At 40.4% G+C, this 13,609-nt stretch carries 9 protein-coding genes; 5 read left to right on the top strand and 4 right to left on the bottom strand.

From position 1 onward, the window contains the following. Positions 1 to 10 precede the first annotated feature (10 nt). The 4 genes from LIZ08_RS03435 to LIZ08_RS03420 all read right to left on the bottom strand — a co-directional run bounded on the left by LIZ08_RS03435 (position 11) and on the right by LIZ08_RS03420 (position 4,497). A complete protein-coding gene (locus tag LIZ08_RS03435) occupies positions 11 to 823 on the bottom strand; it encodes a DUF1189 family protein (protein ID WP_227038278.1) in 813 nt (270 codons plus the stop codon). Between the two features lie 144 nt (positions 824 to 967). Next, positions 968 to 1,810: a sugar ABC transporter permease gene (locus LIZ08_RS03430; RefSeq protein WP_021154117.1), complete on the bottom strand. Its 843-nt coding sequence runs from the start codon at positions 1,808 to 1,810 to the stop codon at positions 968 to 970. Between the two features lies 1 nt (position 1,811). Continuing rightward, complete coding sequence (locus LIZ08_RS03425) at positions 1,812 to 3,107, bottom strand: carbohydrate ABC transporter permease (RefSeq protein WP_227038277.1); 1,296 nt, start codon at positions 3,105 to 3,107, stop codon at positions 1,812 to 1,814. A gap of 133 nt (positions 3,108 to 3,240) precedes the next feature. After that, the gene (locus LIZ08_RS03420) at positions 3,241 to 4,497 is read right to left on the bottom strand and encodes an extracellular solute-binding protein (protein WP_227038276.1); all 1,257 of its coding nucleotides are present in this window, start codon (positions 4,495 to 4,497) and stop codon (positions 3,241 to 3,243) included. Between the two features lie 446 nt (positions 4,498 to 4,943). Between LIZ08_RS03420 and malQ the strand changes: the two genes are divergently transcribed. From malQ to nrdI, 5 genes are all read left to right on the top strand, one after another. After that, a complete protein-coding gene (gene malQ, locus LIZ08_RS03415) occupies positions 4,944 to 6,473 on the top strand; it encodes a 4-alpha-glucanotransferase (protein WP_227038275.1) in 1,530 nt (509 codons plus the stop codon). 46 nt (positions 6,474 to 6,519) lie between these two features. Beyond that, the gene (glgP, locus tag LIZ08_RS03410) at positions 6,520 to 8,778 is read left to right on the top strand and encodes a glycogen/starch/alpha-glucan family phosphorylase (RefSeq protein WP_227038274.1); all 2,259 of its coding nucleotides are present in this window, start codon (positions 6,520 to 6,522) and stop codon (positions 8,776 to 8,778) included. 484 nt (positions 8,779 to 9,262) lie between these two features. Next, on the top strand, positions 9,263 to 12,091 hold the full coding sequence (locus LIZ08_RS03405) for a GbpC/Spa domain-containing protein (RefSeq protein ID WP_227038273.1): 2,829 nt from the start codon (positions 9,263 to 9,265) through the stop codon (positions 12,089 to 12,091). 427 nt (positions 12,092 to 12,518) lie between these two features. Beyond that, entirely contained in the window at positions 12,519 to 13,034 is a 516-nt protein-coding gene (locus LIZ08_RS03400; protein WP_021154108.1) for a hypothetical protein, read from the top strand. A 61-nt stretch (positions 13,035 to 13,095) separates the two neighbouring features. Next, complete coding sequence (gene nrdI / locus LIZ08_RS03395; protein ID WP_045760033.1) at positions 13,096 to 13,551, top strand: class Ib ribonucleoside-diphosphate reductase assembly flavoprotein NrdI; 456 nt, start codon at positions 13,096 to 13,098, stop codon at positions 13,549 to 13,551. Positions 13,552 to 13,609: the final 58 nt, after the last annotated feature.

Raw genomic sequence — 13,609 nt, 5'->3', positions numbered from 1 at the left:
AGAAAACCTCCTAGCGGTGATAGTCTGGATCACGGAAGTGGGTCTTATAAAATACCATAGCAAGATAGAGTACAAATAAGACATTTTGGATCATGATCGTCGTAGTAAATACTTGATGGAATAGTAAACTGATGAGGACACTTAGTAAAATAGGGAGTCCCAAGCAATTCAGAATACAATTGAAACATTCCTTGAAAGTTTGTAGTGAAAAGAGTCGAGATTTTCGTGTCAAGTAGAGGAAGAAAGATGCCCCTAGGATGAGAATCAAATAATTGACTGTCGATAAGAAGCCAGAGAAAATCACGAGAAAGAGACTGACAGGGAGTCGATTTTCACGGAACCAATCGCTAGAGATAGCTTGAGTGAAGCTTTTTTTATCCCGGAGGCTCTCCTGATTGATAGCCTGGTATGAGACGGTAGCGAGTTCTTTATTTTCTTTTGAGATAATCAATTGTTTGCGATCAAAATGGAGTGTTAACTCCTTGCCTTCACTAGCCTTTGCCTCTTGGCCTAAGATAACCTGTCCTTTTGAAGTCTTGTGTACAGGGTTAGTCCCTGTATAGGTGAGCTCTTGGTCTTTGATCACGACGTGTTCTTGGATATCTTTCATAACGTCTGTTGATAAAGGATCAAACACATCGCTGACAAAGGTTGTCAAAGGATAGGTTTTGAGTTGAGCATTTTGCAGAGCCACAGGTAATAGTGTGATAGAGATTAGAAAGAAAGAAGTAAAAATCATTTGGAACCAGCTCAGTTTTTTGCGGTTTGCAAAAGAAGAGCGGAAATTGAAGATACTTGCGAAATAATTAAAAGGATAGGGCATAAGATGACCTTTCTAAATATAAGAGTATCAGAAATGCAAAGAGAAATCTCTTTGCATTGATTTTATTCTTAACGAAGGGTAGTAAAGCATCCACCATACTACCCTCAACTTAAAAATAAAATGTGCTTGAAATAAGATTCTATTTTATCCTTTATCTCCACCAGCTGTCAAGCCTGAAACAAAGTTCTTTTGTAGGAAGAAGAATAAGATACAGATTGGAACCGCGATCAAAATAGCACCGGCTGCAAAGAAGGCGATTTTTTGATTTTTTTGGTCACTGATAAAGGTTTGAAGACCAACGGCTACCGTATAGTTCACTTCGTCACGAAGCAAGAATTTAGACAAGATATAGTCTCCGAAAGGCCCCATGAAAGCCCAAAGTGCTTGAACGGCAATCATTGGACGAACAAGAGGAAGGACGATTTGCCAGAAGCGACGGAAGTGTCCAGCTCCATCCAATTTCGCAGATTCATCGAGGGAAATTGGAACAGTATCAAAGTATCCCTTCATCAACCAGGCATTCATTGGAATACCACCACCAACATAAAGGAAGATCAAGAACCAAGGTTGGTTCAAGGCATTCAGCATCAAAGCCATAACGAAGAAGGCTGTGAGGGCTGCCATGGTTGGGACCATTTGAATAATCAAGAAGAAGACCAAACTTTGTTTACGCGCCAAGAAATTGTAACGGCTGTATGCGTAACCTGCGAAGGTAACGATACTTGTTTGTACAATCATGGTGATAATGGCGATAACCAAGGTGTTCATATACCAAGTGCCATAATGGGTTTCAGAGAAAAGTTTTGAGAAGTTATCAAAACTAAGATTGCCACTAAAATCAAGTGTAAAGGCACTGACATTCCCTGATTTGAAGGCTGATAGAACCGTAATCAACAATGGATAAATGATAACGATTGAAAGAACCACCATGTACAGGTAAGTCAAGAAATGATTGAGGCGGCGTTTAAATTGAACTGAATTTTTCATTTTATACATCCTCCATATCAAATGCATGTAGTTTCTTGAAGGCAACCATAGAGATTGAGATCACAATCACAGAGATAATCAAGGTTACCGCTGCAGCCATTGAATATTGAGGAGAAGAATTGGTTGTCAACTTGTAGATCCATGAGATCAAGATATCTGTAGATCCGGCGTTTCCTCCGACAGAACCAGGTCCCCCATCGTTAAACAAGTAAATGATGGAGAAGTTATTAAAGTTGAAGGTATATTGACTGATCAAAGTTGGAGCTGCAACAGCCATAATCATTGGGAAAGTGATGCTGCGGAATTTTTGCCAACCGTTGGCACCATCAATATAAGCAGCTTCGTAAAGATCGTTTGGAATAGATTGAAGAATCCCTAAAGTCAAGACGTAGATGTAAGGGAAGCCGAGCCAACCTTGCATCATAATCAAAGCAATTTTTGTCCAGGTAGGATCTGTTTTCCAAGGAATCAAAACGCCATCTAAGAATGGGAAGATCTTCGCAAACAATGGGATAACTTGTGCATTGATGGCACCGACACTATCGTTAAACATATTTGAGAAAGTTAAGATAGTGATGAAGGCTGGAACAGCCCATGGGAGCAAGAAGATAACCCCAAAGATTCGTTTTCCTTTTACGAATGGTTGGTTTGCAACAATAGCGGTCAAGATACCGAGTACGATTTGAAGAGTAGAAGCTGCGAGCGCCCAAATCAAGGTCCAGCCAAGAACAGATGTAAAGGCTGAGCGGAAGGTACTCAAGGTCCACATATTAGTGAAGTTTTGGAACCCGATCCAATCAAGCAAGGTTGTTGGAGCGGTATGTTTGAAGTCGTAGTTGGTAAAGGCGATCATCAAAGTTACTAAAACTGGGAAGATAATCGCAAATGTCATAGCAATGTATGAAGGAATGATCAATAAATATGGGAAGCCATTTTCATAGATGGCTTGAACCATTTCTTTTCCAGTTTTTGGAACAGCGATGCCATTGTTGATACGTTTTGCAACGGTTCCAGCATCCTTAATATTTAAGGCATAAAATAGGAAGTAAACAATGGTAATGATCAAGTGGAAGGCGCCACGAATCAAGATAAAGAGAGAATTATCTTGTCCACGGACGGTTCCAAGTGTAACCAATTTCGATAATTCTCCAACTCCGATTCCTAGGAAATAGGCGAGAAAGAGAGCAGTCACTGCAAGAAAAATATAGCCTTTAGCTTTTTGTTTGTTATAAATTTGCCCAAGACCCGGGATCAAAGAGAGCCACATAGCCTTTTTTGGGTTTTGTTCTGTAGTCATTCAAATCTCCTTATAATGTCCTTGCCAGAGAGCAAGAAGACAAGTTTGACAGTGATCTAGTGGAAGGTTGATAATGGAACATAAGAGGTTGGGACCTTGTCGCCAACCTCTTACTCAAACCTAAAAAACTGTCTTATTTGCTACCGAATTTTTGTTCGATGGTTTCTTTAATCAATTTCACTGCATCGTCAGCAGCAGCTTTTGCAGATTTTTTACCACTTACAGCATCGAAAAGCATAGTAGCAGCTGGATCCCAAACAGCACTCATTTCAGAGATGTTTGGCATTGGTTGAGCGTTCTTGAACTGTTCAACAACGGCAGTTGTCAATTCATCGTTTTTACCAACCGCATATTTACGAGCTTCGGTGTTGGCAGGAACTTCATTTGTCTTGTCAAACAAAGCTTTTTGTTGGTCAGTGCTTGTCAAGAAGTCAATGAATTTTTGAGCGCCATCAAGGTTTTTCGCACCTGTAGGGATAACCCAAGCTTTACCACCACCAAAGGCAGAATATTGTTTTCCGTTTGGAAGAGTTGGAATAGTTGCGACACCATAGTTTACTTTAGCTTCTTTCAATGAAGCAGCTTTCCAAGGACCATCGATGATAGCAGCTGTTTTACCTTCTTGGAATTGTGTTTGGATGAAGTTAGCAGCACCTTTAGTATCTTGCAAACCTTTTGGCCATTTAGCATACCAAGTTTTCGCATATTCGATACCGTCGATAGAACCTTGGTTGTTCAATCCAATATCTTTAGGATCTGTACCATCTTTACCAAATACATAACCACCATTACCTGAAAGCAAACCGTAAGCATAGTAGAAGTTTGTCCAGTCAGCTAAGAAGGCAGTTGTTTTACCAGGTTCGCTAGCAAAGTCGTATTTGCTATCTTTTGCAAGATTGTCAAGGTCACCAAATGTTTTTGGAGCTTCGCTTACAAGATCTTTATTATAGTAGAGAACCAACGTTTCGATGACAGCAGGTGCACCGTAAACCTTACCACCGTTTGTGACAAGAGCTTCAGTTGTTTTGTCTGTGTGGCTATCTTTGTTCAATGTCACTTCAGCCAATTGACCATCGTTACCAAGACCACCTACACGGTCGTATGGTGCCATCATAACGTCTGGAGCTTTTTTAGATTGGTTATCGAGAGAAAGGTTATCCAATCCACCAAGGGCATCACCAGTTTTGATTTTAACTTTTACGCCATTTTCTTTTTCAAAAGCTTTTGCAGCTTCTTCAACATAAGATTTGTAGCCTTTGTCTACATAGACGTTGATTTCTTTACTTGCCTCAGAAGAACCTGAAGAGCTATTGCTACAAGCAGCAAGTAAGAAGCCGGCAAAACCAACTGTACCAAGTACAGCAGCACTACGTAAAATTGTACGTTTCATGATTTATTCCTCCTAAAGAATAAAAAAAGATAATAATTAGAAACCGTTTTAGACAAACGTTTTCCTAAAACGACTTAAGTATATCACAAGGCGAAAACGTTTGCAAGTGATTTTGAGAAAATTTTTAAAAAATATTTTAATTCTAAACTTTCTTCTATAAAAACCGCTAATTCATTGACATTGCTAATAATAAATACTAAACTAGTGATAAGGGGCTTTTTTAAAAAAGATATAAAGTTTTTTAAGAAACCCCTTGCAGAAAATATGGAAAAAGTTTATAATGACATGGTACGCAAACGTTTTCGCAAAAATTGCGTAAACTGAGTTGCGCCTGTTCGATTTTAACAAAGAGTAGAGCCGCTTGAGAGCTGGATACGACTCTGCAACGATACCCATACCGTGCACCGAATCGCAGGCTTCAAAGAAATAAAAAAAGGTGGTAACCCATGAAAAAACGTCAAAGTGGTGTTTTGATGCACATTTCTTCCCTTCCTGGACAATACGGAATCGGATCATTCGGACAATCAGCATATGATTTTGTTGATTTCCTCGTTCGGACCAAGCAACGTTACTGGCAAATCTTGCCGCTTGGTTCAACCAGTTATGGAGATTCTCCATACCAATCTTTCTCAGCTTTTGCTGGGAACACTCATTTTATTGATTTCGATCTTTTGATCGAACAAGGTTTGTTGACAGAAGCAGACCTTAAAGGAGTGGACTTTGGTCAAGATCCTACTCAAGTGGATTATGCAAAGGTTTTCGAGCAACGTCGTCCCTTGCTTGAAAAAGCAGTTGCGAATTTCTTAAAATCAAGTGATCAAAAAGAATTCCAAGAATTTTGTGAAGCCAATGCTTCTTGGTTGGAGCTCTTCGCAGAATACATGGCTATTAAAGAACACTTTGATTTGAAAGCTTGGACAGAATGGCCAGATGCAGCTATTCGTGCGCGTGAGCCAAAAGCTTTGGCTAACTACCGTGAAGAATTGGCTGATAAATTGACTTACCATCGTGTGACTCAATTCTTCTTCTTCCAACAATGGTTGGCCTTGAAAGCTTATGCTAACGACCACCACATTGAAATTGTGGGAGATATGCCAATCTATGTAGCAGAAGATTCAAGCGACATGTGGGCTAATCCTCATCTCTTCAAAACAGATGAAAACGGAAAAGCAACTTGCATTGCAGGATGCCCGCCAGATGAGTTCTCAGCAACTGGTCAACTTTGGGGGAACCCAATCTATGACTGGGAAGCAATGGACAAAGATGGCTACCAATGGTGGATTGAACGCTTGCGTGAAAGCTTCAAGATCTATGACATCGTTCGGATCGACCACTTCCGTGGTTTCGAATCATACTGGGAAATCCCTGCTGGTTCTGAAACTGCAGCACCAGGTAAATGGGTCAAAGGTCCTGGCTACAAACTCTTTGCAGCCGTGAAGAAAGAGCTCGGTGATTTGAACATCATCGCTGAGGACCTTGGCTTCATGACAGACGGAGTCATCGAACTTCGTGAACGCACTGGCTTCCCAGGAATGAAGATTCTTCAATTCGCCTTCAATCCTGACGATGAAAGTATCGATAGCCCTCACTTGGCACCAAACAACTCTGTGATGTACACTGGAACACATGATAACAACACAGTTCTTGGATGGTACCGAAATGAAATCGACGATCCAACTCGTGAGTATCTTGCTCGTTATACCAACCGGAAAGAGTACGAATCTGTACCGCATGCTATGCTTCGCACCGTCTTTGCTTCCGTCAGCTTCATGGCGATTGCTACGATGCAAGACTTGCTTGAGTTAGATGGCTCAGCTCGGATGAACTTCCCATCTACTCTCGGTGGTAACTGGTCATGGCGAATGACAGCGGATCAATTGACTCCAGCTGTCGAGCAAGAATTGCTTGATTTCACTACGATCTATCGTCGTGAAAACAAAGACTTGAAAAAAGAAGTTACGAAAGCAGAAAAATAATCTTTCCCCCTATTAAAAAATTGTTGAAACAAAGGAGACTCCCAACATGGAATCATTACAAAAATATGTGATTGATCATCATCAAAAAACAATTGCTGAATGTTCAAATGAAGAATTGTACCTTGCTTTGCTTAATTACACCAAGCAAGCAAGCGCTCAAAAGAAATTAAATACTGGTAAGAAAAAAGTTTACTATATCTCAGCTGAGTTCTTGATCGGTAAACTCTTGTCTAATAACTTGATCAACTTGGGTCTTTACGACGATGTCAAAAAAGAATTGTCAGATGCTGGTAAAGACTTGATCGAAGTCGAAGAAGTGGAATTGGAACCATCACTTGGTAACGGTGGTTTGGGACGTTTGGCAGCCTGCTTTATCGACTCTATCTCAAGCCTTGGTTTGACAGGGGATGGGGTTGGTTTGAACTACCACTTTGGTTTGTTCCAACAAGTCCTTAAAAACAACCAACAAGAAACCATTCCAAACGCATGGTTGACTGACCAAAGCTGGCTCGTTCGTTCAAGCCGTAGCTACCAAGTGCCATTTGCACACTTCACATTGACTTCTACCCTTTATGATATCGATGTCCCTGGTTACAAGATTGATACCAAGAACCGTTTGCGTTTGTTCGACTTGGATTCAGTTGATTCATCTATTATTGAAGATGGTATTAACTTTGACAAGACAGATATCGCTCGCAACTTGACCCTCTTCTTGTACCCAGATGATAGTAACCGTCAAGGGGAATTGCTCCGTATCTTCCAACAATACTTCATGGTATCAAATGGTGCACAATTGATCATCGACGAAGCCATCGAAAAAGGAAGCAACTTGCATGACCTTGCTGACTATGCTGTTGTCCAAATCAACGATACTCACCCATCAATGGTCATCCCTGAATTGATCCGTCTTTTGACAGAACGTGGTATTGGAATGGATGAAGCCATCTCTATCGTTCGTAGCATGACGGCCTACACTAACCACACAATCCTTGCGGAAGCCCTTGAAAAATGGCCACTTGAATTCTTACAAGAAGTGGTTCCTCACTTGGTTCCAATCATTGAAGAATTGGACCGCCGTGTTCGCGCTGAATACAAAGATCCAGCTGTTCAAATCATCGATGAGAATGATCGCGTACACATGGCGCACATGGATATCCACTATGGATTTAGCGTAAACGGGGTAGCGGCACTTCACACAGAAATCTTGAAGAATTCTGAGTTGAAAGCCTTCTACGACATTTACCCTGAAAAATTCAACAACAAAACAAACGGGATCACATTCCGTCGTTGGCTCATGCATGCCAACCCAACCTTGTCACACTACTTGGATGATATCCTCGGACGTGACTGGCACCATGACGCATCTAAATTGGAAGACCTTCTTTCTTATGAAGATAAAGATGCAGTCAAAGCAAAATTGGAAAACATCAAGTCTCACAACAAACGGAAATTGGCTCGTTTCTTGAAAGACCATCAAGGTGTGGAAATCAATCCTAACTCTATCTTTGATACCCAAATCAAACGTCTCCACGAATACAAACGTCAACAAATGAACGCTTTGTATGTGATCCACAAATACTTGGACATCAAAGCTGGAAATATCCCTGCTCGCCCAATCACTGTTCTCTTTGGTGGTAAAGCAGCTCCTGCCTACACCATTGCACAAGATATTATCCACTTGATCCTTTGCTTGTCTGAAGTGATTGCAAACGATCCAGCAGTAGCTCCACACTTGCAAGTCGTTATGGTAGAAAACTACAACGTGACTGCTGCAAGCTACTTGATTCCAGCTAGCGATATTTCTGAGCAAATCTCCCTTGCTTCTAAGGAAGCTTCAGGTACTGGTAACATGAAATTCATGTTGAATGGTGCGTTAACACTTGGTACTATGGATGGAGCAAACGTGGAAATCGCTGAATTGGTTGGACGTGACAACATCTACATCTTCGGTGAAGATTCAGAAACTGTAATCGATCTATATGCCAAATCAGCATACAAATCAGCGGACTTCTATGAACGTGAAGCTATCAAACCATTGGTAGACTTCATTATCAGCGATGCCGTTCTTGCAGTTGGTAACAAGGAACGCTTGACTCGTCTTCACAAGGAATTGATCAACAAAGACTGGTTCATGACTCTTCTTGACTTGGAAGACTACATTGTAACCAAAGAACGCATGTTGGCTGATTACGAAGACCGTGATGCATGGTTGGATCAAGTTATCGTAAACATTGCTAAAGCAGGATTCTTCTCATCTGACCGTACGATCGCTCAGTACAATGAAGATATCTGGCACTTAAACTAATCATTAGTTGTTAGACCAAGGTCCATAAGACCTTGGTCTTTTTCATTACTTCTCATTTGGGAGAAGAAATGGAGCTAGTTTAGGGAATGGACACTCTGCAAAAAGTGTTTTTTTTTGAATTTTGCAACCCCTAAAGGGAAAAAAATACATAATTTTTATTTCAGTCTTCAAATCTAATTTATTGGTATAAAAAAATACTTCCCTTTAAAAAGCCTTTCGGTGAAATTTATAAAAAGAGAAAGTGTCTTAAAAACCCTTGAAAATAAAGGATTTTTTCACAGGCGTTTGCATATATTTTCAACTAAAGATGGGGAAGGCAAGGAAAGTTTGGGGATTCAAGTTGTTATATATTTAAAGTAAAATAAAAAATTAAATTGACAAATATATAAAAATGGTTGATTGTGATACAATGAAGTTAACTGGAAGTAGCATATTTTTGCCTCTACAGTGAGATTTTTTTAAACAAAAAAGGAGAGTTTTGAAAATGAAAAGCTATCGTGAACATGTTTCGAAGCAGGAAAAATTTTCAATTCGTAAGTTATCAGTCGGTGTTGTTTCATTGGCCATCGCTGGATTGGCTACTGTTAATACCTACGGAGCAGAAGTGAAAGCAGATGAAGCAACAGCGCCTGCAACTGAAGCGACTACTACGGATACAGCAACAAGCGATGCAGCTGTTTCAACAAGTTCTAAGTTGACATCTACAACTGTGACAGAAGGAAATAAAACAGTTACGACGACTTATGTAGAATCACCAGAACTTGAAAAAGCAAAAGCTGATGCGGCTACAGAAGGTGTGACCGTTACAGAAGAAGCTGAAAAAGTCCAACCATCTATCGCAGCAGCAGAAGCAGATAATAAAGCTCAAACAGCTGAAATCAACACAGTAGTTGATAACTACAAAAAGGCAAAAGCGGAGTATGAAGCAAAATCTCAAGAAATCACATTGATTGAAAAGAGAAATGCAGAAGCAGAAGCGGCTTACAAGAAACAAGTAGAAGACTACAAAACCCAACAAGCAGCTTATGATAAAGCTTTAGAAGAGTACAATGCTAAAAAGGCAGCCTACGATGCTAAAGTAGCAGAAAAAGCAGCAGCAGATAAGGCCAATGCAGAAGCAAAAGCTAAGTATGAAGCAGAAATGGCTGTTTACAATACAGCGAAAGCGCAATACGATAAAGATTTACAAGAATACCAAACTAAGAAAGCGCAATACGATAAAGATAAAGCAGCTTATGATCAATTGGTAGCGAAGAAGGCAGAAGAAGATGCTGCTAAGGCTCAATACGAAGCTGATCTTGCAAAATACAATGTAGAAAAAGTACAGTACGAAAATGATTATATTGCTTATCAAAAGAAATTAGCTGAATACGAAGTTGCCAAAAAACAATATACGGACGCGAAACAAGCATACGACAAATATATGACAGACAATGCGTATGCTGACCTTAAAAATGTTTCAACTGTTCAAGATTTGACCTTCCAACGTGAAGGTGGTGCAACTCACACCATTGACGGCATCAGCACTTATCTTACTCGTGATGCTCAAGCTCGTTTAAATACAAGCAATGTCCATCAATATGATTCTAATAAATTGGAAGCTTCAGATATTGTAGCAACTAGTCCTTGGGCCAATAATGAAACTGAGTACATTCAAGTGAAAGAAGGCGATAAATTTGTCGTTACTTATGATAACTTGAATCAGTCCAGCATGCGTGAAAATACGGATATGCATCCAATCAAACGTGTGATTTACCGTTATGAGATTTTAAGTCTTCCATCAAATGATGGCAAAGGGATTGCAGCAGTCAACGCAGATCCAACGGTAACCATGACAGTGGGTGCTTCAACAGACCAAGACAAACCTGTTAAGGTTGCTGTCGATGTTGAATTCTATGATGGTGATGGCAATAAATTTGATTTGACTCAACGCAATGCCATTGTCGCTTTGAACTCGCTCAACCACTGGACAGGTGCTTCCTATGTCGATAGTGGGGACAAACCTCGTGCCCTTACAGTAGAAGCCAAAGATAAAAATGGCAACACTGTTCGTGGAACTTGGGATCCATATGCAGATGGTTCATCCATGAGCATTGAAAACAATGAAGTGAAGGTTAAAACAGGAAAAGCAGACTTTGGTACTGCAACTGTTTCCATTTCAGCAGACAACCCTCTCAAAATTGTGACTCAGAAATATGGTTATGTTAAAGATGACACAGGTAAATGGGTTCCTGGTACGACACCTGAGAAGGAAGAAGTAACGGATGCGTTAACTGTAAATGCTTCGGGTTCAGGAAGTGTTCATTCTATTGGTACAGAAGAATTTACCTTTGAAGGTAAGGATGATGTTATCGGATCATACAAAGTAGATGCAACTACAGGTCAAATTACGTTCACGCCTAAGAAGAAATTTGAAAACGTGGAACACCAAGAGTCTGTAAATGTTGGAAATAATAAATTTATTCCAATTCCAAACTCAAGTGTGTCTTATGATGCTGCTACTAAAGAAGTAACTTCCTTTAAAGATAACCAATATATTGAACATGGCTCTGTCTTTAACGGTGAATCTTCAACAACTCTTGAAGGTTGGGATAATCCATCTTCTCCATACCTCTATTATGGTGGAGCAGGCTTGAAGATGTCAGATGGACACTTAGTCTTTACGGCTAATGGTGCCAATGCGGCTGGTCAACCAACGGTTTACTGGTTTGCCATCAACTCAAATGTAGGTCTTCCTAAAGAGCCAGGAGAAGAACCGAAAGAGCCAACAAAACCAACAGAACCAAAGGCTCCAACTCCACCAACGATTACAGTGGAAAATCTACCTGCAGAGCCAACGAAACCAGAAGAACCTAAATCACCAACTCCGCCAACAGCACCTAACTACACTGTGATTACGGTCGATGTGGAGGAACCAAAAGCTCCAACTCCACCAAAAGCTCCAACCCCACCGACTCCTGAAGTCGTTCCAAATACGAATCCGGTGAAACCGGAAGCTGAAGTGAAATGGCATAAGAATAAAGTGGTAACGGAAACAGATATTCCAACCCCACCAACACCAGTTCCTCCAACTCCACCAACTCCATACAACCCACCAACACCAATTGTTCCACCTACACCAATCGTTCCACCAACTCCAGAGGTTCCAATCGAACCAACTCCTGAAGTTCCGGAACAGCCTGTACAACCTGCGCAACCACAAACACCTGCGCTTCCAAATACAGGTACAGAAAGCTCAACTGCAGCTGTTCTTGCAGGTGCGATGGCTGGATTGCTTGGATTGGGTCTTGCACGCAAGAAAAAAGAAGATTAATTCTTAGTTCTTTCGTTCATTCATCTAAATAAAGAAAGTCAGAAGGCAAATCCTTCTGGCTTTTTTGATGGAGTGATGACCAAATAGTTGAGAAATAGAACAGAATAGTTTTTGGATAAGGAGAGGAAATGGCTTTTATAGACCAAATCGTGTCGAAATGAAGCAGAATAGAAATGGATGACACAAGAAGAAGAGAATGAGGTATACTGGTGGTGTTCGAATGAAAGTTTATAGGACTCCGTTATATCTCTAATCATTCCAATTATACAGTTGCGATGTCTTTTTCATCTTTTGCACACATTACTTTTCCAAATGAATTTCATTTGAACGTATCAGTGATCAGGCAAGTGCTTCCACGGTTTTGAGGCGCTTGCCTTTCTATCTGTATCGCGATATAATAGGGTGTAAGAAATGAAAAGGAGTTTGTATGAAAAAGAAACCTATCTATCTTTATATCCTGTTATTTTTCTCTACGGTTGGAACCCTGACTTCAGCTGTTTCAACCTTTGGAGCTTCAAAGAGTTTTGAGTTGACAGATGATTTTGCTAAACAACTTGGTTTAACAACGGCTCAAGACAAGGCTGACTATGTGACATATTATGAGAAATCAGCCCAACTCAATCAGTCTCCACTAACCTTTTTATTTGTGTCCCTGATTCTGATTGCTTTGCTGGCAACTTTCTATTTCCTCTTTATGAAGCAGGATCTGTTAACAGCACATTATACTTATATGGGGCAGATTTTATTAAGTCAAGCCTTCTCTTGCTATAATTATTTTGCAGGGCGTCCACTATTAGCTAGTTTTTCAAACCCGTCCCTTCGCCAACGATATTTGGCATCTTCATCCATTGCTTTGTTACTCTTGACTGCTTTATCCCTTCTCTTCCTTGGAATTGTTTTGTATAAAACCTTGCGTTTGAGAAAAGCTCAAGCTAGGGCATAATAGATAAGTTTGAATGGAGCTCTCTTAGAGGATAAGAGGGCTTCTTGATTGGAGAAAAAAGATGAAAGTATCCTTTGTTTATATTAGTCTGAGTGGAAATACAGAGAGTTTTGTCCGCCGTTTAAGTGACTATTTGCTGGAAGCCCATCCCGGACTTGAAATCGAGAAAGTTCATGTGAAAGACCTAGTCAAAGAGGGCCAGCCCTTCTTTGAAATGACCAATCCTTTTATCACTTTTTTGCCTACCTATTTGGAGGGTGGAAATGGTGTCGACAATGGCGATGTGGAAATTTTGACGACAGATGTTGCGGATTTTATTGCTTACGGAGACAATGCCAGCAAGTGTTTAGGAGTGGTTGGGTCAGGCAATCGGAATTTTAACAATCAATATTGTTTAACCGCTAAGCAATATAGCCAACGCTTTGGTTTCCCTATGTTAGCCGATTTTGAAATGCGGGGGATGTTGGGAGATATTAAAAAAGTAGCTGCCATTGTAGAAGATTTGTATCATCTTTAAAATAAAGAGAGTGGGACAGAAATCGGTAATTCGTTAGAATTCGATTTCGTCGTCCCAC

The sequence above is a fragment of the Streptococcus sp. 210928-DFI.4.42 genome, assembly GCF_020554365.1.
Taxonomy (GTDB): domain Bacteria; phylum Bacillota; class Bacilli; order Lactobacillales; family Streptococcaceae; genus Streptococcus; species Streptococcus parasanguinis_S.
This window is presented reverse-complemented; position numbering and strand designations above follow the sequence as displayed.